General features: G+C 64.6%; 15 protein-coding genes. 4 read left to right on the top strand and 11 right to left on the bottom strand.

The genetic code is table 11. From position 1 onward, the window contains the following. The first annotated feature begins 10 nt into the window (after positions 1-10). Positions 11-2,686, top strand: a complete 2,676-nt coding sequence (ligD, locus tag NLM31_RS33600; RefSeq protein ID WP_254195049.1) for a DNA ligase D — start codon at positions 11-13, stop codon at positions 2,684-2,686. A 124-nt stretch (positions 2,687-2,810) separates the two neighbouring features. Here the strand turns inward: ligD and NLM31_RS33595 are convergent, their stop codons facing one another. Beyond that, the gene (locus tag NLM31_RS33595; protein WP_007595743.1) at positions 2,811-2,975 is read right to left on the bottom strand and encodes a DUF3309 family protein; all 165 of its coding nucleotides are present in this window, start codon (positions 2,973-2,975) and stop codon (positions 2,811-2,813) included. A 181-nt stretch (positions 2,976-3,156) separates the two neighbouring features. Between NLM31_RS33595 and NLM31_RS33590 the strand changes: the two genes are divergently transcribed. After that, a complete protein-coding gene (locus NLM31_RS33590) occupies positions 3,157-3,474 on the top strand; it encodes a polyhydroxyalkanoic acid system family protein (RefSeq protein WP_254195048.1) in 318 nt (105 codons plus the stop codon). A 3-nt stretch (positions 3,475-3,477) separates the two neighbouring features. On the opposite strand, the gene treY is transcribed toward NLM31_RS33590, so the two are convergent. The 6 genes from treY to NLM31_RS33560 are packed head-to-tail and all read right to left on the bottom strand — an operon-like array spanning position 3,478 to position 17,489. After that, entirely contained in the window at positions 3,478-6,264 is a 2,787-nt protein-coding gene (gene treY, locus NLM31_RS33585) for a malto-oligosyltrehalose synthase (protein WP_254195047.1), read from the bottom strand. 1 nt (position 6,265) lies between these two features. Further along, positions 6,266-8,020 carry a malto-oligosyltrehalose trehalohydrolase gene (gene treZ / locus NLM31_RS33580; RefSeq protein ID WP_254195046.1) on the bottom strand — a complete coding sequence of 585 codons (1,755 nt, stop codon included), beginning with the start codon at positions 8,018-8,020 and terminating at the stop codon, positions 6,266-6,268. Next, entirely contained in the window at positions 8,017-10,095 is a 2,079-nt protein-coding gene (glgX, locus tag NLM31_RS33575; RefSeq protein ID WP_254195045.1) for a glycogen debranching protein GlgX, read from the bottom strand. The genes treZ and glgX overlap by 4 nt, the downstream gene beginning before the upstream one ends. A 3-nt stretch (positions 10,096-10,098) precedes the next feature. After that, positions 10,099-12,246, bottom strand: coding sequence for a 1,4-alpha-glucan branching protein GlgB (gene glgB, locus NLM31_RS33570; RefSeq protein ID WP_254195044.1), 2,148 nt, complete (start codon positions 12,244-12,246; stop codon positions 10,099-10,101). Then, entirely contained in the window at positions 12,239-15,532 is a 3,294-nt protein-coding gene (gene treS / locus NLM31_RS33565) for a maltose alpha-D-glucosyltransferase (protein ID WP_254195043.1), read from the bottom strand. Before treS ends, glgB begins: the two co-directional genes overlap by 8 nt. A 10-nt stretch (positions 15,533-15,542) precedes the next feature. Beyond that, entirely contained in the window at positions 15,543-17,489 is a 1,947-nt protein-coding gene (locus NLM31_RS33560) for a maltotransferase domain-containing protein (protein ID WP_254195042.1), read from the bottom strand. Positions 17,490-17,693: 204 nt separating this feature from the next. Here NLM31_RS33560 and malQ point away from each other — a divergent pair, with 204 nt between their 5' ends. Both malQ and NLM31_RS33550 read left to right on the top strand, forming a co-directional pair. Next, positions 17,694-19,655 carry a 4-alpha-glucanotransferase gene (gene malQ, locus NLM31_RS33555; RefSeq protein ID WP_254195041.1) on the top strand — a complete coding sequence of 654 codons (1,962 nt, stop codon included), beginning with the start codon at positions 17,694-17,696 and terminating at the stop codon, positions 19,653-19,655. Between the two features lie 30 nt (positions 19,656-19,685). After that, positions 19,686-21,491 (top strand): glycoside hydrolase family 15 protein, encoded by a 1,806-nt coding sequence (locus tag NLM31_RS33550; protein WP_254195040.1) that lies wholly within the window; start codon positions 19,686-19,688, stop codon positions 21,489-21,491. 163 nt (positions 21,492-21,654) lie between these two features. Here the strand turns inward: NLM31_RS33550 and NLM31_RS33545 are convergent, their stop codons facing one another. Genes NLM31_RS33545 through zwf form a run of 4 tightly spaced genes read right to left on the bottom strand, consistent with a single transcriptional unit; the run spans position 21,655 to position 25,282 of the window. Continuing rightward, positions 21,655-22,467, bottom strand: coding sequence for an HAD family hydrolase (locus tag NLM31_RS33545; protein WP_254195039.1), 813 nt, complete (start codon positions 22,465-22,467; stop codon positions 21,655-21,657). A gap of 28 nt (positions 22,468-22,495) precedes the next feature. Next, a complete protein-coding gene (locus NLM31_RS33540) occupies positions 22,496-23,035 on the bottom strand; it encodes a gluconokinase (protein WP_254195038.1) in 540 nt (179 codons plus the stop codon). Then, complete coding sequence (gene pgl, locus NLM31_RS33535) at positions 23,022-23,771, bottom strand: 6-phosphogluconolactonase (RefSeq protein WP_254195037.1); 750 nt, start codon at positions 23,769-23,771, stop codon at positions 23,022-23,024. Before pgl ends, NLM31_RS33540 begins: the two co-directional genes overlap by 14 nt. After that, on the bottom strand, positions 23,771-25,282 hold the full coding sequence (gene zwf, locus NLM31_RS33530; RefSeq protein WP_254195036.1) for a glucose-6-phosphate dehydrogenase: 1,512 nt from the start codon (positions 25,280-25,282) through the stop codon (positions 23,771-23,773). The genes pgl and zwf overlap by 1 nt, the downstream gene beginning before the upstream one ends. Positions 25,283-25,300: the final 18 nt, after the last annotated feature.

The following is a 25,300-nucleotide window of genomic DNA, read 5'->3' as shown; positions in this document are numbered from 1 at the left end:
GGGACCGGTCGTGCTGCGAAAACTTTCCACCTACCGACAGAAACGCGACTTTGAAAAGACGCCAGAGCCCTCGGGAAAGACGGCGGTCGCGCCGTCGAAGCAGCGTCGTTTCGTGATCCAGAAACATGACGCCACCCGGCTGCATTACGACTTTCGCCTCGAATTCGACGGCGTGTTCAAGTCCTGGGCGGTCACGAAGGGGCCATCGCTCGATCCGCACGACAAGCGGCTGGCTGTCGAGGTCGAGGACCATCCGCTGGACTACGGCGATTTCGAAGGGACCATTCCCGAAGGCCAATATGGCGGCGGAACGGTCATGCTGTGGGACCGCGGCACCTGGGAATCCGATGATCCCCAGGCCGGTTTCAAGAAGGGCGACCTGAAGTTCACCCTCCACGGCGACAAGCTGCACGGCAGCTGGGTGCTGGTGCGGATGCGGCATGATCGCGACGGCGGCAAGCGCACCAACTGGTTGCTGATAAAGCATCGCGACGAATATGCCAGCGAGGATGAGGATATTTTGGCGGAGGACAAATCCGTGGCCTCCGGCCGAGCGATGGCGCAGATCGCCGACGGCAAGGGGCGTGCGCCAAAGCCGTTCATGCTGGCGAAGGGTGCTAAGGGCAAGGCAGATGCCGTTTGGCAGTCGAACCGCGCCGAGGAGACGAAGGGGCGTACGGTCAAGGCTGCACCCCGCGCGGCGTTGAAGGCCGGAACGGTCCTCAAAACCAAGGGCGCGAAGAAGAAGGCTACGACGGCAACGAATGCCAGTCGCATCTCTGAAATGCCGGACTTCATCGCGCCACAGCTCTGTACGCCGGTCGAGCGTCCCCCGTCAGGCGATAGCTGGTGCCACGAGATCAAGTTCGACGGTTATCGCATGCAGCTCCGGGTCGAGAGCGGCAAGGCGACGCTGAAGACGCGGACGGGGCTCGACTGGACCGACAAGTTCGCCGCGATCGCGCAAGAGGCCGGCGCGCTGCCGGACGCCATGATCGATGGTGAGATCGTCGCGCTGGATCAAAGCGGCGCCCCAAATTTTTCGTCGCTGCAGGCCGCATTGTCCGACGGTAAGACCGAGGACCTGATCTTCTTTGCCTTCGATCTCTTGTTCGCCGAGGGCCTCGACTATCGCCGCTTGCCGCTCGGCGAGCGCAAGGCGCGGCTCAGGGAAATTCTGGCGGCACGCAAGCGCAAATCGAGCCAGATCCGCTACGTCGAACATTTCGAGAGCGACGGCGACACGGTGCTGCAATCGGCCCTAAAGCTCGAGCTGGAAGGCATCGTCTCGAAGAAGCTCGATGCACCCTACCGCTCGGGGCGCACAGAAGGCTGGACTAAGACAAAGTCCCGCGCCGGTCAGGAGGTCGTGATCGGCGGCTGGAAGACGACGGCCGGGAAATTCCGCTCGCTGATGGCCGGCGTCTATCGCGGCGATCACCTCGCCTATGTCGGCATCGTCGGCACCGGTTTTGGCGCCGACAAGGTCAAGCGTATCATGCCGCTCCTGAAAGAGGCGGCGTCGAACGAAAGCCCGTTCGGCGGCAAGAATGCGCCGAAGAAGACGCGCGACGTGCACTGGGTCAGGCCCGAGCTGGTGGCTGAGATCGAATTCGCCGGGTTCACCGCCGACGGCAATATCCGTCAGGCCGCCTTCAAGGGGCTGCGGCAGGACAAGCCGGCCGAGGAGGTCGAGGCGGAAACGCCTGCGGATACCGAGCTCGCCAAGCCCTCCGCCAGGAAGCGCGTTGCGGCGAAGCCTGCCAAAGCGAAGGGGACCGCCGAGGTGATGGGCGTTGTCATCTCGAAACCGGACAAGGAGCTGTGGCCGGATGGCGGAGACGGCGAGGGGGTCACCAAGCTCGATCTCGCGCGCTATTTCGAAGCGGTCGGCGCCTGGATGATCGCGCATATCAAGGGTCGGCCATGCTCCATCCTGCGCGCGCCCGATGGAATCGGCGGTGAAAAATTTTTCCAGCGCCATGCCATGCAGGGCACGTCGAACCTGCTGGAGCTCGCAAAAGTGTCCGGTGATCGCAAACCGTATCTGCAGATCGATCGCGTCGAGGGGCTTGCCGCGGTCGCGCAGATCGGCGGCGTCGAGCTGCATCCCTGGAATTGCGCGCCGGATGCCTATGACACGCCGGGCCGCCTGGTGTTCGACCTCGACCCTGCGCCTGACGTCAAATTTGCCGATGTCGTCGAAGCGGCAAAGGAGATGCGGCAGCGGCTCACCGATGTCGGCATGGAGAGCTTTTGCAAGACCACCGGTGGCAAGGGCCTGCACGTGGTGGTGCCGCTCCTTCACGGCGCGCGCGACAAGGTGAGCTGGAAGGAAGCCAAGGCGTTTGCGCAAGGCGTCTGCCAGTGGATGGCCGATGACGATCCCGAGCGCTACCTGCTCAACATGTCGAAGAAGCTCCGCAACGGAAAGATCTTTCTCGACTATCTGCGCAACGATCGCCTGTCGACGGCGGTGGCGGCGCTATCGCCGCGTGCACGCGATGGTGCGACCGTGTCGATGCCGGTCACGTGGCCGCAGGTGAAGGGCGATCTCGATCCGAAGAAATACACGGTGCGGACCGTGCCCGGCCTGCTGGCGCGGTCGAAGGCGTGGGATGGCTATGACGATGCAGCCGCGTCGATCAAGGCGGCGGCGAAGAAGCTTGCGGTGAAAATGAAATAGGCGCGAACTCCGAGCGCGATCCCCGTAGGGTGGGCAAAGCGAAGCGTGCCCACGATCTGTCTGTTACGGAGAGTGAGGGTGGGCACGGCGCGTTGCGCCTTTGCCCACCCTACGAGGTCTCGTATTAGATCCGTCCCAGCAATAGCAAGATCAGCAGGATGACGATGACGAGTCCGAGGCCACCGCCGCCGTAATAGCCGGTGCCGTAGAACGGCCCGCCGCCGATGCCGCTGAAGCCGCCGAGCAGCGCGATAACCAAGATGATCAGAATGATCGTACCGATAGACATGCTAATCTCCTCCAGCCCTTTGTCGAAAGGGTCGTTGCACCTGTCCCGTTGTGCGAGGGCAACTTGCCGCAGGTTTTAAAGTTCCGGATTTGAAACGGGTCGACAGGTCCCGACTTGCATGGAACCTTTGACCCTCCGGCCGACATGACTATGTGAGGATCAGCCACTACAGGGCAGGGCCATGTCAGAACCGCTTGTCGTCTCCATTCCGCATCGTCTCGGCCGCGAGGAAGCCGTGCGCCGGCTCAAGACCGGGCTTGGCCGCGCCGCGGCGAGCATTCCCGTGATGCAGGTCGAAGAGGAGCGCTGGAGCGGCGATAGCATGAATTTCCGCATCCGCGCGCTCGGGCAGATCGCGAGCGGCCAGGTCGACGTTGCCGACGATCACGTCAAGGTTCAGGTGGTGTTGCCGTGGCTGCTGCAGCGCTTTGCCGAGATGGCGCAGGCGACCATCCGTAAGCGCGGACAATTGCTGCTGACCAAGGACGAGGGAAAATAGGCGTCAGGCGCGCGCGGCTTTCCGCGCATGCCTGATGGCGCTTGCCGCGCGGCCCGCGATGACCGCCGCGGGAAGATCCCGGAAAGCTTGCGCGAGCGGCCATTCGTTGCCCGCAAGACCCGGCGCGGTGTAGCCGCTGATGTCGACGGTCGCGTCAAGGCCCTCCAGCGCGGGCCACGCCCGCCCCGCTTGCGTGAAGGGCGCGAATTGCCGCCCGACCACAACGATCGCCGCAGCGCGGCCACGGGTGCGGGCATACGCGATGACATGGTCTGCGTGTGTGCCGCGGACGTCGAGCGGCTGATAATCTCCCTGGGCGAAGACGTCGGCGAGTTCGTTGCGCAGCTTGAGCAGGTGTCGCGTCCAGGCCAGCTTGAGCTGCCCGTCCGGCCAGGTCTTGATCAGGCCACCCCAGTCCGGCGTTTCCATCGACGCCAGCGCCGCCTGGCGCGAGGCAAAATCCACCGGGCGGCGGTTGTCCGGGTCGACCAGCGACAGGTCCCAGTATTCGGTGCCCTGATAGAAATCGGGCACGCCCGGCAGCGTCGCCTTGAGCGTCAGCTGGCTCAACGAGTTCAGCGCGCCGAGCAGCGCGACGCGGCGGGCGAGGGTCCGGAGCGCCTCCAGGAATTCGCCGGACAGCGCAGGATCCAGGATCTTCTCGATGAAGCCCTTTACGCCGTCCTCGTAGGTTTCATGCGGATTGAGCCAGCTCGTCTCTTCCTTGCCCTCGCGCGCCGCCTTGAGCGCATAGGCCTGGATGCGCTCGACGAAGTCGGCATCGGCCGGCCCTTGGAGCGGCCACGCGCCGAGCAGAGTCTGGTAGAGCATGTATTCGAAGGTTGCCGAGGGCGCGCGCAGATTGCCGTGGAGCGCAAGGTGCGGCGCGTTCAGCACCTTCCACCGCGCCACTGCGCTGGTCCATTCGCCGGGAATTTCGCTCAACGTCGCGATCCGCGCACGTGCATCCTCGCCGCGCTTGGTGTCGTGGGTGGCCGTTGCCGTCATCCCTTGCGGCCATTCCCTGGCGCGGGCCCGCATCGCCTCGTGGAAGGCGGCAATGGTGAGGCCTTGGCTGGCGGGATCGCCACCGACCTCGTTCAGCGCCAGCAGCCGGTGGAATTGATAGAACGCCGTGTCCTCCAGCGATTTCGCCATCATCGGCCCGGTGAACTGCTGCACCTTCAGCGCGAAGCGGCGCACGCGCGGGGCGCTGTGCGGCGGGCGGCCTGGTTTGAGCAGGTCCATCGTCAGCGCATCGCGCAAGAAGTCGAAAATGCCGTCGTCGGCAGCGAACCATTCAGCGCGGGCGCGCTCGATGGTGTCGTCGATCAGTTTTCGGTCGAGCGCAGTCGGGCCGCTATGCGTCAGGTATGTGCGATAGACCGGGAAGTGCAGCACGTACAGTTCCAGCGCCTGCCGCAGGCTGTCGGCGGAGAAGTCGCGGGTCGAGTAATGCCCGTTGGCGATACGCGCGAGCAGCCGCGTCAGCACGGTGAATTCGCTGGTCAGCAGCGTCTCCAGCACGCGCCTTTTGGCGTCCTTGACGTAAGGCGCGAGCCGCGGCGACCGGTTGCTGATCTGCCGCCAGGTCTCGTCCAGCGCCTCCAACCCTTTGGCGTCGATCAGCACCTGGGTGATGGCGTTCATCCATTCGTAGCCGGTGGTGCCCTGAACGCCGGCGAAGTGCGGCAGCTTTTCGTGCTCGCACAGGATCTTTTCGATCACCGTGTAGAACGGCTTCGTTGCGCCTTGCGCGTCGCGCACCAGCCGCCGCAGCCGCTGACAATATTGCGCGGGATCGCGCAGGCCGTCGATGTGATCGAGGCGGATGCCCTGCAGCTTGCCCTCGGCGACGACTTGCTTCACCAGCCGGTGCGTGGCGGCAAACGTGCTCGGATCCTCGACGCGCAGACCTGCGAGCCCGTTGACGTCGAAGAAGCGGCGATAGTTGATGTCGCTGGAGGCAAGCCGCCAGTGGCCGAGCTTGTAGTGCTGCCGCTCCAGCAGATGATGCAGCGCCAGCGTCTGCGCCGGGCGATCCTTGGCGGCGCGATAGGCGGCGAGGCCATGGGTGATGATGTCGGCGCCGCCTGCGATCTCCTTCAGCTCGGCCTTGAAGCCGGGTGCCTCCTTGCGGTTCGGCCGGCGCAGGCCCGTGTAGCGGGCGGCAAGTGAAAGCAGGCGTTTGCCGGCGACGGTGTCGGCGGCGTCCGCTTCCTTCACGATCACGCGCAGCATTTCGCCATAGCGCTCCGGCGCGATCGGCAGGCGATGTTCGAAGTACCAGGCCGAAAAACTGCCTTCGTCCGCGTCGTAGCGCAGCTCGATCTCGCCGCGCTCGAGCGCTTCGCCATAGGGCGAGCCGAGGATCGGCAGCAGCACGCCGCCGCGGGCGCGGTGCGGCAGCAGGTCCCAGTCGATATCGAAGGCGACCGCGTGCGGTGAGGTCTGGCCCCACTCCAGCACGTCGAGCCACCAGGGATTGTCGGCAAAGTGCACGCCGACATGGTTCGGCACGAAGTCGATGATGAGGCCGAGATCGTTCTCTCTAAGCGCTTCGCTCAGCCGTGCAAAGCCGGCCTCGCCGCCGAGCTCTGGATTGAACTGGCTGTGATCGACGGTGTCGTAGCCGTGGGTCGAGCCCTTGCGCGCCTTCATCACCGGCGAGGCGTAGAGATGCGTGATCCCCAGCGCCTTCAGATAAGGCACCACCGCGGCGGCTTTGTCGAAGTCGAAATCCGCGGTGAGCTGAAGCCGGTAAGTCGCGAGAGGAATCGCGGACGGCATATCAACCTCCGAGATGCCAGAGCACCGACCACGGCGTGAGCCGATTGTCACTTGCGGTGCCCCAGAGCGGCGCGCCTGCATGTCCGTTGGAATAAATGATGTCCTTGTCCGACAGATTGGCCGTCAGGCGCAGCGTCGTCCCGTCACCCATGCGCCAATGCGCGGTGAGCAGGCCATTATCGGCCGCCTCGGCATCGCCGAAGCGCGCGCCCTTCAGGCGCGGCATAATCTCCTTGCTCCGAAGCGTGAGCAGCTCACGCACCAGCGCCAGCCGCGCATCCTGCGCCGGCGTGCGGCCGGTCCAGTCGAGCACAGCCGATTGCGGCGTGGCGGGATCGAGCGGATCGGGCACCTCGTCGCCGTATTTGTCGTAGGCCCAGGCATATTCCTGCTTGCGCCCGCTGCGCACGGCGTCGGCAAGGCCGCCCTGGAAATCGCAGAAGAACGGGAAGGGCACGGTCGAGCCCCATTCCTCGCCCTGGAACAGCATTGGCACCATCGGCGCCAGCAGCGTCACCGCGAGTGCGGCCTCGATCTGCCGCGGCGGTGCCAGGCTTTCCAGCCGGTCGCCGAGCGGGCGGTTGCCGATCTGGTCGTGGTTCTGCAGGAAGTTGACGAAGGTCGCCGGCGGCAGCTCGCCGCTGGCCTCGCCGCGTGGCTTCTTGCCCCAGAATTCCGAGATCTCGCCCTGATAGACGAAGCCCGAGGCGAGCGCGCGGGCCAGATCCATGCGCGGCGTCTGATAGTCCGCGTAATAGCCGGCGAGCTCGCCGGTCAGCATCACATGCCAGGCGTGGTGATAATCATCGTTCCACTGCGCGCGATATTTGCCGTTCGGCGGCTCCTGCGCCGCATCGAGCAGGCTGGCGCGGTTGTCGCCGTTCTCCAGCACCAGATGAATGTGCCGCCCGGTGGCCTTGGCGAGCTCGCCTACGGCAGCGCTGAGGTCGTGCAGCATCGACTGCTCGCCGGGGATCGCCATGATGTGGTTGGCAGCGTCCAGCCTCAACCCGTCGAAACGGTAGTCGCTGAGCCAGGACAACGCATTCTCGATCGCGAACGCTCGCACCTGCGGCACGCGATAATCGATCGCGCTGCCCCAGGGCGTGTGCGCGTCGGTGAAGAAGGTCGGTGCGTAGCGGCCGAGATAATTCCCTTCGGGCCCGAAATGATTGTAGACGACGTCGAGAAACACCATCAGCCCGCGCAGATGGGCTTCGTCGATCAGCGCCTTCAGTTGTTCGGGCCGACCATAGGCGCTGTCGGGCGCATACCACAGCACGCCGTCATAGCCCCAGCCGCGGCCGCCGGCGAAATCGGCCAGCGGCATGAGCTCGAGCGCGGTGATGCCGGTAGCTGTGAGATGATCGAGCTTGCCGATCATGGCGCGGTAGGTGCCATCGGTCGTGAAGGTGCCGACATGGGTCTCGATCAGCACGGTCTCTTCCCAGGGGCGGCCGCGCCAATCTCTGGCGCGCCACGCGAAGGAATCGTGGTCGATTACTTCGCTCGGGCCGAACACGTCCTCCGGCTGGAAGGCGGATGCGGGATCAGGCACGTCGATCTCGTCGTCGATCCTGAACTTGTAGGTGCTTCCGACCGGCAAGCCGGCGATCTCGGCGACATACCAGCCATCCTGCCGGCGCTGCATGGCGTGTCGTCGATCGAGCAAGAGATCGACCCGACGCGCGCCGGGCGCCCACAAACGAAACGAGACGCCGTCCCTGGTCGGCTTCGCCCCGAAGGATGGCCTCATAGCGCCCCCGCGAAGGCGAGCACGGAGCGCGGCGGCGCCTTGCTGTCGCTTCCGGGCAGGAAATCAATGCTGTTCAGCTTGGCATCCGTCGTGTTCAGGATCTGCTGCCAGCTTTTGTATTCGGGCATTTTTGGCAATTTGAATGCGATCTCTTCGGGGGCGGCGTTCAGTACGATAAAGATCGCCGCGCTGCCCGGTTCCATCGGACCCATCACATAAGAGAGAAACCGGCCATCGGGAAATGTCCAGTCGCTCTCCGTCATCTCGTCGCCCGCGGGCGTCAGCCACAGCGCGCCGTAGGAGATGCCGTCCTTGGGCCGGCCATCGAGCCAGCGATGGCTGCGCAGCTGCGAGAACTTCTGGCGGATGCCGGCGAGATCGGCGACGAAATCGACCATGTCGTCGCCGTCCTTGCCGAGATTGTCCCAGCCGACCCAGCCGACCTCGTTGTCCTGGCAATAGGCGTTGTTGTTGCCGGATTGCGTATTGCCGACCTCGTCGCCGGCGAGGATCAGGGGAATGCCCTGCGCCAGCATCAGGCAGGCCAGCACATTCTTGCGCAGCTGCCGCCGCAGGCTGAGGATATTGGGATCGTCGGTCGGGCCTTCGACGCCGCAATTGTTGCTGTGGTTGTCGTTGGAGCCGTCGCGGTTGTCCTCGCCGTTGGCCTCGTTGTGCTTCTCGTTGTAGCTGAAGAGGTCGGCCAGCGTGAAACCATCATGCACGGTGATGTGGTTGATGCTGGCACGGGGGCGCCGTCCGTCATGGTTGAACAGGTCGGAGGACGCCGTCATGCGGCTGGAGATGTCGCCGATCAGGCTGCCTTCTCCGCTCCAGTAGCGGCGCATGGCGCTGCGATAGCGGTCGTTCCACTCCGACCATTGCGAGGGGAAGGCGCCGACCTGGTAGCCGCCGAGGCCGAGGTCCCAGGGTTCGGCAACGAGCTTGACGGTCGCGAGCACCGGGTCCTGCCGGATCGCGGTGAGGAACGAGATGCCGCGATCATAGCCGTTCGGCCCGCGCGCGAGCGTCGTGGCGAGGTCGAAGCGGAAGCCGTCGACATGGCAGACCTCGACCCAGTAGCGCAGTGAATCCATCACCATCTGCAGCACGCGCGGATGAGTGAGGTTGACCGACGAGCCGCAGCCGGTGAAGTCGTCGTAATAGCGCGGGTTCTCGCGGTTCAGCCAGTAGTAGGAGGCATTGTCGATGCCGCGATAGCACAGCGTCGGGCCGAGATGATTGCCTTCGGCGGTATGGTTGTAGACGACGTCGAGCATCACCTCGATGCCGGCATCGTGCAGCCGCGCCACAGTGGTGCGGAAGGAATCGAGCGCGTTGTCCTGGGCATAGCGCTGCTCCGGCGCAAAGAAGGACAGCGTATTGTAGCCCCAGTAATTGGCGAGCTTCTTCTCCACCAGCACGCGGTCGTCGACGAAGGCATGGATCGGCAGCAGCTCGACCGTGGTGACGCCGAGCTTCTTCAGATGCTCGATCATCGCCGGAGAGGACAGGCCGCCATAGGTGCCGCGCAAATTCGGCGGCACGTCGTCGCGCTTCTGCGTCAGTCCCTTGACGTGAGCCTCGTAGATGATGGTGTCTTCCCAGGGGATGTTGGGCCGGATCTCGCGGCGGCCCCAGTTGAAGGTCTCGTCGACGACGACACCCTTGGGCATGCCGCGCGCATTGTCGCGCCGATCGAACGACAGATCCTCGCGCGCCGAGCCGGTACGGTAGGCGAAATGCGCGTCACTCCAGACGAGCCGCCCCGAGAGCCGCTTGGCGTAGGGATCGAGCAGCAGCTTGTTGGCGTTGAAGCGGTGGCCGTGCTCGGGCTCGTAGGGGCCGTGCACGCGATAGCCGTAGAGCTGGCCCGGCGAGACGTCGTTGAGATAGCCGTGCCAGACGTCCTCGGTGCGCTCCGGCAGCTCGATCCGTTCGAGCTCGCGCCGGCCCTGGCTGTCGAACAGACACAGCTCGACCTTCTGCGCGTTGGCGGAAAACAGCGCAAAATTGGTGCCGCGTCCGTCCCAGCTTGCACCGAGGCGTGCGGGCGATCCAGCAGTCAGGCGCATGTGTCAGCTTTCCGGAACGAGGAAGATCGCGGCGAGCGGCGGAATGGTGAGGCGGAGCTCGGGCGCCTTGCCGTCAACGGTCTGGACCTCGCCGATGTTCCCGACATTGGTGCCGCCATAATGGGCGGAGTCCGAATTGAACACCTCTTTCCACTTGCCGGCGAAGGGCACGCGAACGCGGTAGTTGCGGTAGACGTTGGGTGAGAAGTTGACGATCACCAGGCACCGCGCGTGCTCGTCGAATCCCTTGCGCAGCCAGGCGAACACGTTGCGGTTGGCGTCATCCGTGATCAGCCATTCGAAGCCGGCCTGGTCGCAATCCATCTGGTGCAGCGCCGGCACGGCGCGATAGAGCCGGTTGAGATCGCGGATCAGCGCCTGGATGCCCGAGTGATATTTGTATTCGAGCAGGTGCCAGTCGAGCGACTGGTCGTGATTCCACTCGCGGCTCTGCGCGATCTCGGCCCCCATGAACAGCAGCTTCTTGCCGGGATGACCGAACATGAAGCTGTAATAGGCGCGCAGATTCGCGAAGCGCTGCCATTCGTCGCCGGGCATGCGGCCGAGCAGCGAGCGCTTTCCGTGCACCACCTCGTCATGCGACAGCGGCAGGATGAAATTCTCGGAGAACGCGTAGTGCAGGCCGAACAGGATCTCGCCGTGATGATGTTTGCGGTGGATCGGATCCTTGCTGATGTAATTCAGCGTGTCGTGCATCCAGCCCATGTTCCACTTGTAGCCGAAGCCGAGCCCGCCGAACTCGACCGGGCGCGAGACCTGCGGCCATGCGGTGGATTCTTCGGCGGCCGTGGTCGCCTGCGGGAAGCGGGCGAACAATTCCGTGTTGAAGCGGCGCAGAAAGTTGATGGCCTCGATGTTCTCGCGGCCGCCATACTGGTTCGGAATCCAGGCGCCGGGCGGGCGGCTGTAGTCGAGATAGAGCATCGACGCCACCGCATCGACGCGCAGGCCGTCGATGGCGTAGCGCTCCAGCCAGAACAGCGCGTTCGACACCAGGAAGTTCGTCACTTCGGTGCGGCCGTAATTGTAGATCAGCGTGCCCCAATCGAGGTGGCGGCCCTGCAGCGGATTGGCGTGCTCGTAGAGCGAGGTGCCGTCAAAGCTGCCGAGCCCGTGCGGATCATCCGGGAAATGGCCGGGCACCCAGTCGAGCAACACGGCGATGCCCTCGCGATGGCAGGCGTCGATGAGCGCGGCGAAATCCTCCGGCGTACCGAAGCGGCTGGTCGGCGCATAGAGGCCGGTCGGCTGATAGCCCCATGAGCCGTCGAACGGGTGTTCGCTCACGGGCAGGAATTCGAGATGGGTGAAGCCCATGTCGCGGGCGTAGGCCGGCAGCTGCTCGGCCAACTCGCGATAGGTCAGCCACTCGTCGCCGTTCTTGCGCCGCCACGAGCCGAGATGGACCTCGTAGATCGACATCGGCGCCGACAGCGCGTTGATGCCGTCGGGCGCAGGACGTGGCCGCGGCAGGTGCGCTTCGTCGAACACGATCGAAGCCGTCTTCGGCCGTACCTCGCTCGCAAACGCCAAGGGATCGGATTTCAGCGGCAGCAGATGGCCGTGTGGTCCGATGATCTCGAATTTGTAATGGTCGCCGGCCCTGGCGTTCGGGATGAACAATTCCCAATAGCCGGCGCCGCGCACCCGCATGGGATGACGCCGCCCGTCCCAGAAATTGAAGTCACCGACCACGGAGACGCGTCGCGCATTCGGCGCCAGCACGACGAAGCCGATGCCGTCGATGCCTTCGAGCCGCATCGGATGCGCGCCGAGCTTGTCGTAGATGCGCTGATGGGTGCCTTCGCCGAGCAGATAGAGGTCGAAATCGGTCAGGATCGGCGGGAAGCGGTAGGCATCCTCGAACTCGACGACGTTGTCGCCGAATTTGGCGCGGAGCTGGTAGTGTCTGGAGCCGTTGGGCAGGGCGCCGATGAACAGGCCTGAATCGTGGACCCGATCGAGCTTTGCCACCTCGCCGTGCTCGCCGATGGCCTCGACATTGGAGGCCTCGGGCAGGAAGGCACGCACCACGCTCTTGTCCCCCTCGGGGTGCAGCCCGAGATAGTGGAAGGGGTCGGAATGGCGGCCCTCGATGATCGCGTAGGCTTCGGCTGGCAGTTTAGGCATGGGCTTCGCTCTCGGCACTGGACAGAATGCGAAGCAGGCCGGTCAGCGGCGCATTGAGCCCCTCCGGCCGGTGGGACAGCTCGTACTCTACCTCGTCGAACGCTTGATCAAGCAGGAAAAACCTTAACATGCTTTCCGCGGAATGGTTCTCTTGCGGCCAGAGCCGCCGATCGGTCATGGCCTCGCGATAGGCGGACAGGAACGTCGCGGTGGCGTGTTCGCGCCATTCGCCGAGCGCGGCCGCCAGGCGGCCCTGCTCGTCGCTGCCTCCGGAGAGGGCCCGGTGAAGTGCGGCGTTAACCGAAAGATCAATCGATCGGATCAGTCCCGCCACGTCGCGCGCGGCAGGCAGCTTGCGCCGCTTGTCGGCCAGAGCGAGATGCGGATCGCCGTCGAAATCGATGATGAAGATGTCGTCCTTCACGATCAGAGTTTGCCCCAGGCGGAAGTCGCCATGATGACGGATGTTCAACCCACCGATGTCGGATGGCAAGAGCGCATTGATGTGGTCCGGCAGGGTCGCGCGTACCGCGACCAATTGGTCGATCAGGGGCCTGTCGCCCTCGCGCAGGCCATCCCGGCTGTCGGCGAGCCGGTCGAAGACCCGCTCGGCGCGCGCCTTGAGATCTGAGGTCCAGCGCTTGACGTGCGCAGGACTGACCGGCTCCGGCGCGAGATCGGCGGCCTTTGCGGCGGCCAGGGCCACGTGCAGCTCGGCGAGCCGCCGGCCGGTCTGCGCGATGAAGTGCAGATAGGGCGCCTGCTCCTGGGTCACCCGGGGCATGTCGTCCACCGGCCCCAGCCGCTGCTCATCGATGTAGCGGTCGAGATAGCCCGTGGTCACGGTCCAGCCGTCGCCCTGGTTTTCGACATAGGCGTGCAAGACGCCGATCGCGCTGCGGCTATTGCCTTCGACCAGTTCGACGCTGCCAAGCAGCGCCGGCGCATTGGCGAAGCGGGCGATCTCGGTCAGGTAACAGCCGATCTCGATCTCGGGATTGATGCCGCTCTCGAGCTGGCGATGGATTTTTGCGACATACTGGTTGTCGACCAAGGCCGTGCTGTTCGACTGCTCGACCGCGCGGATACGCGCCGGCTCCTTGATCGTGTATTCGGCGAATCGGCTGGTCGGCTTGAATTCGAGCCGGAGATTGTTCTCGTCCACCACGAGGTTCTGCGACAAGCCTCGCAGGAACAGTCCGATGAAGATCTGGTCGGTGGCGACGTCGAGCAGCGTGCCTTCGCGCGCACCTTGACGCACGGCGGCGAGCGCCTTCGGGTTGAAGCGCTCGCGGTCGAAGCGCACCCATTCGATCTGCATCGGCAGCACGTAGCGCGTCGTTACGTCGTCCTGCGTCGTCTCGAAGAAGGCGATCCAGGGCCGGTTGTCGCCAATTTCGCTGAACGGCACCGCCGAGGTCAGCGTGGCCTGGATGTGCTTGGGATTGTGTTCGGGGTACCAGCGCGTCCGCGACAGGAAGCCCGGCAGCACGTCGCGCTCGAACACGCCGCGCTCGCGCGCCAGCGACACCCAGTTCGAATTGACCGGCACCACCAGCGTCTCGAACTCCGGCACCGCGCGTGGCACGACCGGCTCGGACTTGTCGCGCTCGGTGAGCTGGAACCAGTAGAAGCCGTACGGCCCCAGCGTGATCATGTAGGGCAGCTCGCCGATCGCCGGGAAGCGCGTGCGGCCGAGCATCTCCTGCGGAATGCGGTCCTTCCACGGCGTCAGGTCGAGTTCGGTCGCCTGCGCCGCGCGCGACAGATTGGCGACGCAGAGGATGACCTCGTCGCGATATTGCCGGACATAGGCGAGCACGGACCGGTTCGCCGGGCGGATGAACGTCATGGTGCCGCGGCCGAAAGCCAGCGTCGACTTGCGCACCGAGATCAGCCGCTTGGTGGCGTTGAGCTGCGACGACAGGCTGCGCGACTGCGCCTCCACGTTGACCGACTCGTAGCCGTAAACGGGGTCCATGATCAGCGGCGCATAAAGGCGGGCGGGATCGGCGCGCGAGAAGCCGCCGTTGCGGTCCGGGCTCCACTGCATCGGCGTACGCACGCCGTTGCGGTCGCCGAGATAGATGTTGTCGCCCATCCCGATCTCGTCGCCGTAATAGATGATCGGCGTGCCGGGGAATGACAGCAGCAGCGAGTTCATCAGCTCGATCTTGCGCCGGTCGTTGTCCATCAGCGGCGCGAGACGCCTGCGGATGCCGACATTGATGCGTGCGCGAGGATCGTTGGCGTAGGTGGTCCAGAGGTAGTCGCGCTCGACGTCGGTGACCATCTCCAGCGTCAGCTCGTCGTGGTTGCGCAGGAACAGCGCCCATTGGCAGCTCGCGGGGATGTCCGGCGTCTGCCGCAGAATGTCGGTGATCGGGAAGCGGTCCTCCTGCGCTATCGCCATGTAGATGCGCGGCATCAGCGGGAAGTGGTAGGCCATGTGGCACTCGTCGCCGCGGCCGAAATATTCCTGCACGTCTTCCGGCCATTGATTGGCCTCGGCCAGCAGCAGCTTTCCCTTGGAGTAGGCATCAAGCTCCTGGCGCAGGCGCTTGATGATCGCATGCGTCTCGGGGAGGTTCTCGTTCGAGGTGCCCTCGCGCTCGCAGAGATACGGAATCGCGTCCAGCCGGAAGCCGTCGACGCCGGCGTCGAGCCAGCGCTTCATCACCTGGATGATGGCGCTGACGACGCGCGGATTGTCGAAGTTGAGATCAGGCTGATGCGAGAAGAAGCGGTGCCAGTAGAATGCACCGGCCTCGGGATCCCAGGTCCAGTTGGATTTCTCGGTATCCGTGAAGATGATCCGCGTGCCCTGGTATTTCTGGTCGGTGTCGCTCCAGACATACCAGTCGCGGGCGCTCGAGCCGGCCGGGCTGCGGCGCGCGCGCTTGAACCAATTGTGCTGATCCGAGGTGTGGTTCACCACGAGCTCGGTGATGACGCGCAGCCCGCGCTTCTGCGCTTCCTGGATGAAGCGCTTGAAGTCCTTCATCGTCCCGAAATCGGGATTGACCGAGCCGTAGTCGGCGATGTCGTAGCCGTCGTCGCGGCCGGGCGAGGGGTAGAACGGCAGCAGCCACAGCGCAGTAACGCCGAGATCCTGCAGATAAGGCAGCTTCTCGGTCAGCCCGGCGAAGTCACCGATGCCGTCATTGTTGCTGTCGGCAAAGGCCTTGACGTGGAGCTGGTAAATGATGGCGTCCTTGTACCAGAGCTCATCCACGATCTCGGCAGCCTCGGCCTTCTTGGTGTCGACGGAAGACAAAACATTCATGGCGTGATCCTTACGCCAGGCAGCGGAAGAGCAGGGCCGGATCGCGGTCGGGATCGATACGCAGCCTGATCCCGCCCCATTCGATGCGGGACTGTTCGCCTGTCATGAGATTTTCAAGAACGGTAACGTGGCGGCGTTCGCCGCCGACGTCGATGGTGAGGTCGCCGAGCGGCAACCAGAACTCGCGTACATGGCGCGAGAGGGCGATCGCGGCAACGACAGTGTTGGCCGGTTCAGCCGCCTCCTTGGCGAAGGCGATGGTTTCGCCGTCATCGATGCCGAGGAAGCGCAGATTGGTGGTCTGCTGCAGCGCCGCGTTGTCGTTGCGGATGCGATTGAGCGCGGTGATGTAGGGCTTGATGTTGCCGGGCTTGTCCCAGTCGCGCTGGCGGATCTGGTATTTCTCGGAATCCTGATATTCTTCGCGGCCGGGAACGGCTTCGTGCTCCAGCAGCTCGAAGCCGCTATAGAGGCCGTAATTACCCGACAGCATGGCGGCGAGCGCCACGCGCGATTTGAACATCCAGACCTCACCGCTCTGGAGATGGTAGGGCAGCAGGTCCGGCGTATTGACGAACAGGTTCGCCCGATAGAAGTCCCGCTCGGGATAGCGCGAAAGCTCGCCGAGATACTGCTCCAGCTCCCATTTCGCCGTGCGCCAGGGGAAATAGCTGAAGGACTGCGCGAAGCCGAGCTTGGCGAGGCCCTTCATCAGCTTCGGTCGCGCAAAGGTCTTGGAGAACAGGATCACCTCGGGATGCCGCTGGCGAATGTCGCGGATCAGCCACTCCCAGAACGGCAATGGCGCGGTGTCGTGATTGTCGATCGCGAAGATGGTGACGCCGTGCTCGATCCAGAACAGCATGGCATCGCGCAAGGCATCCCATAGTCCGATCCGGTCGACGGAGGCGAAGTCCGGGATGACGATATCCGAATAGGGGCCATCCGCCGACCGCACCGAACGGTCCGGCCGCCATTTGAACCATTCCGGGTGCTGTGTCAGCCAGGGATGATCCGGCGAGCATTGCACGGCGAAATCGAGCGCGAGCTCGAGGCCGTATTCCAGGCAGGTCGCCACCAGCGCGCGGAAGTCCTCGATGGTGCCGAGCTCGGGATGCAGTGCATCGTGCCCACCCTCGGCCGCGCCGATCGCGTAGGGCGAGCCGGGCTCGCCCTCGGTTGCGACGGCGGCATTGTTGCGGCCCTTGCGGCGGGTGCGGCCGATCGGGTGGATCGGCGTGAAATACAGCACGTCAAAACCCATCGCGGCGATGTCGGGCACGCGCGCGATGCAGTCGCGCAGCGTGCCGTGTTGGCCGGAGATCGGGCTCTGGCTGCGCGGCATCATCTGATACCAGGCCCCGAAGCGCGCGTTGTCGCGGTCGACGATCAGCGGGAAGTTCGCCGAGCGCGTCAGGTCGGGGCGCGCCTGGCTCTCGGCCATGGCGTCGCTCAGCTCAGTCGCCAGCAGCGGCGCAACATCACCGCTGCCGAGATAATTCTCGCATTGCCGGACGATCACGGCCGCGGCGTCCTGCCGCGCGCTGTGCGCCTTGGTCAGCAGGCCCGCGCCCTCGATGGCATCGAGCGTGACGTCGCCGCCGCACAACTGCTTGCGTTCGATGCCGTGACGCCAGGTGGCGAATTCGTCGGTCCAGGCTTCGATGGCATAGACATACTGGCCGGGCTCGACGGGTGTGAACGCGCCGGACCAGCGGTCATCGCCATGATGGGTCATGGTCTCGCGCCGCCAGTCGCGCTCCTGCTCGCCGCGCCAGACCAGCGCGGCGCTGATCCTGGCGTCGCCGTCGCGGTAGATGTCGGCCCACACCTCGATCCGGTCGCCCGCGATCCGCTTCACGGCAAAGCGGCCGCCATCGATCAACGGATAGATATCTTCGATGAGGAAAGCGCTGCCTGAAGCGGCACTCTCGACAGTTTGAATTGTCTTGTTCACGGTGATGCCATTGACAAGAGTGCAGGGGCCCGTTTCCCTTGTCGGGAACCTACGCTTGGTACCTATATAGAAAGCCGCTTGTGTGTCATTGGTTCCCCTGGGAACGGGAGGCGCGGTTTGTGAGTTAAGTGCGACTAACCTCTTCCGCGACCACGTTAAAATCGATGCCCCCGGCCTGAGAATGGCCTGCAAGCTGCGTGCCGAATGGACCTTTTAGCCCAAGCCCGGATCAAGGGCGTTCAATCCGAATTCATCGATGCCCTCGGAAAGCTGCGGACCACCGCGCCCGAGGCGCTCAAATCCATCCTCGACGCCCTGCCGGAGAAGCGGGTCTACCGCTTTGTCAGTGGGCCTGTCGTGGTTCGTGCGCTGGGCAATCCGCGCACCGAGCTCGCGGCCATCGGCGCGGCGCCGCTGCAATGGAAAATCACCGGCAATGGCAATGCCATCGCGCAAGGCGAGACGCGCGAGCCGGTGATCGCCTGGCCCGACGGCCTGCCGCTCGGCTATCACCGGCTGACGCTGACCGATGCCGCCGGTGCGACGGAAGAGGTGCCGATGATCGTGGCGCCCGAGCGCGCCTTCGGCGGCGATTTCGACCGCGGCTGGCTGCTCGCCGTGCAGCTCTACAGCGTCCGCTCCGATCGCAATTGGGGCATCGGCGATTTCACCGATCTGGCCGGCCTGGTCAGGCTTGCCAAGCAACTCGGCGCCGACGGCGTCGGGCTCAATCCGCTGCATGTCCTGTTCGATAATCATCCGGCCGATTGCAGCCCCTATTCGCCGAACAGCCGGCTGTTTCTCAATCCACTTTACGTCGATGTCGAGGCCATACCGGAATTTTCGGCAGACCTGATCCCGGACGCGGCCGCGACCGCCGCGCGGCTGCGCGAAGGTGACCGGGTCCCTTATGCCGATATGGCGGCGCTGAAATGGCTGGGCTTGCGCGCAGCGTTTGACAGTTTCGTGAAAACCGCGAGCGGTGTCCGCCGCAACCAGTTCGATGCCTTCCGCGCCGACCGGGGGGCACTGCTGGCGCGCTTTGCCTGCTTCGAGGTGCTCCGCCACCGCTTCGTGTCGCCGTGGTGGGAATGGCCGGTGGAATGGCGGCAGCCGGACGATGCCAAATGCGCGGAGCTTCGCAACGGTGCCGACAGGCATGAGGTCGAGTTCGTCGAATTCGTGCAATGGACGGCGGATTCGCAATTGCACGCCGCCAAGGAGCTGTCGGTCGAGCTCGGCATGCGCGTCGGGCTCTATCTCGACGTTGCGGTCGGGGTGCAGTCCAACGGCTTCGATGCCTGGAACGAGCAGACGGCGATCTCGCGCCACCTCGCGGTCGGCGCGCCGCCCGACGTGCTCAACACCGTCGGGCAGGATTGGGGCCTCGCCGGCTTCAATGCAGGCGGCCTGGAGGCGCAATCCTTCGTGCCGTTCGCCAACATGGTGGCTGCCTCGATGCGCCACGCCGGGGCGATCCGGCTCGATCACGTGCTCGGCCTGAAGCGGCTCTATTTGGTGCCGCGCGGTTTCAAGCCGGACAACGGCGCCTATGTGCAGATGCCGCTCGAGGCGCTGCTGGCCGCCGTCGTGCGCGAGAGCGTCACCCACAAATGCATCGTGATCGGCGAAGACCTCGGCACCGTGCCGGAAGGTTTTCGCGAGACCATGCAGGATTTCGGCATCTGGTCCTATCTCGTCATGATGTTCGAGCGCGACGATGCCGGCCATTTCCGCAACATCGACCATTACCGGCCGAACGCCTTGGTCACGCTGAACACGCATGATCTCTGCACCTATGCGGGCTGGCGCTCGTTCAGCGATCTCAAGATGAAGCGCTCGCTCGGGCTAGATCCCGGCGAGGACGACCAGGCGCGTTGGGATGCGCTCGGTGGTCTCGACCAGATCCTGCGCCAGAACGGTATCAACGCCAACGATCTCTATTCGGTGCTCAATTTCCTGTCGCGCACGCCGTCGCGGTTGCTCGCGGTGTCGATGGAGGATCTGCTCGGCGTGATCGACCAGCCCAACATTCCCGGCACCATCGACGAGCATCCGAACTGGCGCCAGCGCCTGCCCGTCGCGCTCGACAAGATCGCCTCGAAGGTTGATCTTGCGGCCTTGAAGGCCGCGACGCGGGAACGTTCGCTGCACGGCGGGAGTTGATCGACCGGGATTTCCAGGGCTCGCAAGACATTGTCAGAGAAGATCGAGGACTATGCGCTGATCGGCGACTGCGAGACCGCAGCGCTGGTCGGACGCAACGGTTCGATCGACTGGCTGTGCTGGCCGGCCTTCGATTCCGACGCCTGCTTTGCCGCGATCCTCGGCACCCACAAGAACGGCCGCTGGCTGATCGCACCGGGCGAGGACGTCACCACAATCTCGCGCCGCTATCTCGGCGATACCCTCATCCTGGAAACGCGCTTCGAGACCAGGAGCGGCACCGTCGAGCTCATCGACTTCATGCCGCCGCGCGGCAAGGCCTCCGACATCGTGCGGCTGGTGCGGGGCCTCACGGGCACGGTGAAGATGCGGATGGAGCTCGTGATCCGCTTCGGCTTCGGTGTCGACATTCCCTGGGTGCGCCGCTGCGAGGATCGCTCGCTGCTGGCAGTCGCCGGCCAGGACATGACCGTGCTGCGCACGCCGGTCGAGACCCGCGGCGAGGATCTGACCACGGTTTCCGACTTCGAGGTCAAGGCCGGCGAGACCGTGCCGTTCGTGCTGACCTACGGTCCCTCGCACCTCGATCCGCCCGCGCCGATCGATCCCGAGATCGCGCTCCAGGAGACCGAAAAATTCTGGAGGGACTGGTCCAGCCGCTCCACGCATGACGGCGAGTATCGCGATCTCATCATGCGCTCGCTGATCACGCTGAAGGCGCTGACGTTCGGGCCGACCGGCGGCATCGTCGCCGCGCCCACCACGTCGCTGCCCGAAAAGCTCGGCGGTGCCAGGAATTGGGACTACCGCTTCTGCTGGCTGCGCGATGCCACCTTCACGCTGCTGGCGCTGATGAACTCGGGCTACACCGAGGAAGCCTCGGCCTGGCATAATTGGTTGCTGCGTGCGGCTGCAGGCTCGCCCGCCAACATGCAGATCATGTACGGCATCTGGGGCCAGCGGCGCTTGCTGGAATGGGAGGCAGGCTGGCTCGCCGGCTATGAAGGCGCCCAGCCCGTGCGCGTCGGCAATGCCGCGCATGCCCAGCTTCAGCTCGACGTCTACGGTGAGTTGATCGACGCCTTCCATCAGTCGCGCATGGCGAAGCTCAAGCTCGACGATGAAGCGAACTGGGCGCTGGAATGCGCCGTGCTCCAGCATCTCGCCGAAGTCTGGAACCAGCCCGACCACGGCATCTGGGAGCGGCGCGGCCAGCCTCGTCACTACGTCTTCTCCAAGGTGATGACCTGGGTCGCCTTCGATCGCGGCATCAAGAGCGCCGAAACCTTTGGCTTCAAGGCGCCGTTGTTGCATTGGCGTGCGCTGCGCGAGGCGATCCACCGCGACGTCTGCAACAGGGGCTTTGACGCGGAAGCGAACGCCTTCGTCGAGTCCTATGGCTCGAAGCTGCTTGATGCCAGCGTGCTGCTGCTGCCAGCGGTCGGCTTCCTGCCCGCGGGCGACCCGCGCGTCCGCGGCACCATCGCGGCGGTCGAGAAGCACATGATGCGCGACGGCTTCGTGCTGCGGCACGATCCCCGCGAGGTCTCCGAGGAGAAGCAGCCGATCGAGGGCGCGTTCCTGGCCTGCACGCTGTGGCTCGCCGACGCCTGCGTGCTCGCGGGCGATCTCGACAAGGCGCAGATGCTGTTCGATCGCGTGGTGGGCATCGCAAACGATGTTGGCCTATTGGCCGAGGAATACGATTCCATCGCGCGCCGCCAGACCGGAAATTTCCCGCAAGCGCTGACTCACATCGCGCTCATCAACACCGCGCACAATCTCTCGGCGGCACGGCACGCGAGCGAGAAGCCGGCGATGCAGCGGTCGAAGTAATTTGCTTCTCCGAGAAAGGTGCGCTCCCTCTCCCGCTTGCGGGGGAGGGCTGGGGTGGGGGAGTCTCCGCTGGGCGAGAATCCCCAAGAGGAGAGAACCCTCACCCGCCGCTACGCGGCGACCTCTCCCGCAAGCGGGAGAGGTTGAACCAGCCGCGGCGAGCTTAACCCACCCCGTTCCGCTTCAAGATCATCTCCATCGCTTCCGCAAAACCGTCCTGCTCGTTGGTCGCGGTGACGTTGGTGGCCTGGTCCTTGACGCTGTCGGTGGCGTTGCCCATGGCGATCGAGGTGCCGCTGACGCGGAACATCGCGAGGTCGTTCTGCATGTCGCCGATGGTGGCGACTGCGTCGGTGGAGATGCCGAGGCGCTTGGCCATGGCCTGCACGAACGTCCCCTTGTCGAAGCCGGGCGGGGTGATGTCGAGATAATAGGTCTGCGAGCGTACGGCGGTGGCCTCGCTGCCGAGCGCCTGCTGCATCGCCTTCTCGCAGGCCTCGAGGCCGGCGGCATCGGCGCTGGCGCCGACGATCTTGCAGGCGCTGGCAAGGTACGGCGAAAAATCCGTCACGATGGTCGGCTCGGACCGGATCGTGTGCTGCTCATGCGCGACGTATTTGCCGCTCGGGTTGTCGATCAGCCATTTGTCGTAGGTGAACAGCCAGATGTCGGCGCCGAACTCGCGGAGGATCTGCAAGCTGCGCTCGGCCGCGTCTTTCGGGATCAGATGCTGCTCGACCGGATTCATCTCGGGGTCGACGATCGAGGAGCCGTTGAATGGGCCGACCGGCAGCCACAGTGCCAGCGGCTCGATCAGGAAGCGCATGCCGATCGCGGGGCGGCTCGAGGTGATGGTGAAGCCGATGCCAGCCTGGTGCAGCTTCTGCACCGCGGACCGCGCGCGGTCCGTCAGCGTCTTGTCCTTGGTCAGCAGCGTGCCGTCGACGTCGGAAACGACCAGTGAGATTTTCGTCATGGCAGGACCTTGATGACAGTCGCTTGGGTTACACGGCCTTGCTCTTGCCGCCGTCGAATTTCAGCTGCCGTATGATGCCGTCCACGATCGCCTCGACCGATTCGTCGATCGACGCCGTGATGACGTGCTCGCTCGTCTCCGGCGGCTCCAGCGTGTTGAACTGGCTGGTGAGCAGTCCGGGCGGCATGAAATGGCCCTTGCGGTGCGCGAGCCGGTCGGCGATCAGCTCCTGCGTGCCCTTGAGGAACACGAAGCGCACGTCGTCGCGTCCGCGCAGCAGCACGTCGCGATAGGTGTGCTTGAGCGCCGAACAGGCGATGATCACGTGCTCGCCCTTGTTGCAGACCCGCGCGATCTCGTCGGCGATGGCGTTGAGCCAGGGCCAGCGGTCCTCGTCGGTGAGGGGATGACCGGCCCGCATCTTCTCGACATTGCTGGCGGGGTGAAAGCTGTCGCCGTCCTCGAACCGCCAGCCGAGCCGCTTGCCGAGCAATTCCGCCACCGTGCTCTTGCCCGAGCCCGACACGCCCATCACGATCAACGCACAAGGTGCTTTAACGCCCGCCACGAATTCCCTCCGGAAGCGCGGCCCGGTCGACCATCCAGACGGTCTCACCATTCGAGCGCGCGCGTACAGCCGGCAGAGTCTCGCCATTGAGGAGGCGCGTCAAGATCGGCTGCTTGTCATGCCCGGCTATCTCGAACAGCATCTCGCGGCAGGACGCAAGCGCCGGCAGCGTCAGCGAGACCCGCGGCACGAAGGGCGCGACATTGGCCTTGGGCACACCGACGACCCAGCGCCCGGTCTCCTCGATCTCGGGATAGCCGGGAAACAGCGATGCGGTATGTCCGTCGGGGCCGGCGCCCATCAGGACGAGGTCGAACAGCGGTCGTGCCGGATCGAGGCTTCCGGAGCCGTAGAAGGCCTGGAGCTCGTGCGCATAGGCTTGCGCACTGCCATCGGGATTTTCGGCCGTGGTCGGGATCGGATGGATATGGCCTGACGGCGCATTACGATCGAGGAAGGTCGCGCGCGCGACGGCCATGTTGTTGAGGGGATCGCTCTCGGGGACAAAACGCTCGTCGCCAATGAACCAATGCACGCGATCCCAGGGGATTTTTCCGCGCCAGGCGTCGCTGCCGAGCAGCTGATACAGCTTCTTCGGGCTCGAGCCGCCGGTGAGGCAGATCGCGATCCGGCCGGAATTGGCCGCGATCCGCGCCATCACCCGTTCGGCTGCCCCCTGCGCCAGCGCCTCGGGATCGGCGACGACGATCAGCTTCGGCTCCCCGGCCGCCGCCATCACGAAAACTTCCGCCAGCTGCGGCCGTCGCGCTTGAGCAACTCGTCGGCGCAGGCCGGGCCGTCGCTGCCGGCTTCATAGGTTTCGATGCCGTTGCTGCCTGCGGTCTTCCAGGCGTCGAGGAACGGTTGCACCGCCGCCCAGCCGGCCTCGATACCGTCGGCGCGCTGAAACAGGATGTTGTCGCCGATCATGCAGTCGTAGATCAGCGTCTCGTAGCCGGTGGAGGGATCGGCGCGGAAATAGTCGCCGTATTTGAACTTCATCTCGACGCCATCGATGGTGATGCTCGGCCCCGGGATTTTTGCGTTGAACTGAAGTTCGATGGTCTCCGTCGGCGCGATGCCGATGGTGAGGAAGTTTTGCGACAGCCGGTCGACCGTCGTGCCCGAGAACATCGAGAGCGGCGCCTGCTTGAACTTGATCGCCACTTCCGTGCGCTTGTGGCCCAGCGCTTTGCCGGTGCGCAAATAGAAGGGAACGCCGGCCCAGCGCCAATTGTCGATCATCAGCTTCAGCGCGACAAAGGTCTCGGTGGCGCTGCCGGGCTTGACGTCCTCGGTCTTGCGGTAGTCAGGGATGTTGTCGTCGCCGATGCGGCCCGCGAGATATTGCGCGCGCACCGAGTTCTTCAGCGCTTCCTCCTGGTCCGGCTGCTGGATCGAGGTCAACACCTCGGCCTTCTCGGAGCGCACGGAGTGCGCATCGAAGCGCGCCGGCGGCTCCATCGCGACCAGCGACATCAGCTGGAACAGATGGTTCGGCACCATGTCGCGCAACGCGCCGGTGGCGTCGTAGAAGCCGCCGCGATGGCCGACGCCGAGCTTCTCCTCGACGGTGATCTGGATGTGGTCGATATGGTTGCGATTCCAGATCGGCTCGAACATGCCGTTGGCAAAGCGCAGCACCAGGATGTTCTGCACCGTCTCCTTGCCGAGATAATGATCGATCCGGTAGATCTGGTGCTCGTCCATGATCTTCAAGAGTTCGCCATTCAGCGCCTTGGCTGAAGCGAGGTCGGTGCCGAACGGCTTCTCGATCACGAGGCGACGCCAGGCGCCGTTCTCCTTCATCATGCCGGTGCGGCCGAGCTCGCGCGCGGTCGGTGCGAACGCGGCGGGCGGGGTCGCCAGATAGAACAGGCGATTGCCGCCGGTGTCCTGCGCGCATTCCAGCGAATCCAGATGCTCGCGCAAACGATCGAACGAGGCCGGGTCCCTCGCATCAGCTTCGACGAAGGTCACGCATTCCAGCAGCTTCCGGGCGATGTCGTCGTCCACGGGCCGTGTCGCGAATTGCTTCAGCCCCTTCAGCAGACTGTCGCGCAGTTCGTCATCCGACTGGCCCTTGCGGGCCACGCCGACGACGCAGAACTTTTCCGGCAACAAATGCTCGGCGGCGAGATTGTAGAGCGATGGCATCACCAGGCGATGGGTGAGGTCGCCGGTGACACCGAAGATGACGAAGGCGCAATTTTCCGGCTTGCGCTTGGCTTGCGGGTCTTTTGTCACGAACTGTCGGCCTTCGCT

This window comes from Bradyrhizobium sp. CCGUVB4N, from assembly GCF_024199945.1.
Taxonomy (GTDB): Bacteria; Pseudomonadota; Alphaproteobacteria; order Rhizobiales; family Xanthobacteraceae; genus Bradyrhizobium.
This window is presented reverse-complemented; position numbering and strand designations above follow the sequence as displayed.

What these genes read in the sequence shown, in the direction of transcription:
- pgl (WP_254195037.1), bottom strand. Translation starts at nt 23,771, where the DNA reads ATGGCGGCGGCCGGGGAGCCGAAGCTGATCGTCGTCGCCGATCCCGAG.
- treY (WP_254195047.1), bottom strand. Translation starts at nt 6,264, where the DNA reads ATGCCGTCCGCGATTCCTCTCGCGACTTACCGGCTTCAGCTCACCGCG.
- NLM31_RS33545 (WP_254195039.1), bottom strand. Translation starts at nt 22,467, where the DNA reads ATGACGAAAATCTCACTGGTCGTTTCCGACGTCGACGGCACGCTGCTG.
- malQ (WP_254195041.1), top strand. Translation starts at nt 17,694, where the DNA reads ATGGACCTTTTAGCCCAAGCCCGGATCAAGGGCGTTCAATCCGAATTC.
- NLM31_RS33590 (WP_254195048.1), top strand. Translation starts at nt 3,157, where the DNA reads ATGTCAGAACCGCTTGTCGTCTCCATTCCGCATCGTCTCGGCCGCGAG.
- glgB (WP_254195044.1), bottom strand. Translation starts at nt 12,246, where the DNA reads ATGCCTAAACTGCCAGCCGAAGCCTACGCGATCATCGAGGGCCGCCAT.
- glgX (WP_254195045.1), bottom strand. Translation starts at nt 10,095, where the DNA reads ATGCGCCTGACTGCTGGATCGCCCGCACGCCTCGGTGCAAGCTGGGAC.
- NLM31_RS33595 (WP_007595743.1), bottom strand. Translation starts at nt 2,975, where the DNA reads ATGTCTATCGGTACGATCATTCTGATCATCTTGGTTATCGCGCTGCTC.
- treZ (WP_254195046.1), bottom strand. Translation starts at nt 8,020, where the DNA reads ATGAGGCCATCCTTCGGGGCGAAGCCGACCAGGGACGGCGTCTCGTTT.
- treS (WP_254195043.1), bottom strand. Translation starts at nt 15,532, where the DNA reads ATGAATGTTTTGTCTTCCGTCGACACCAAGAAGGCCGAGGCTGCCGAG.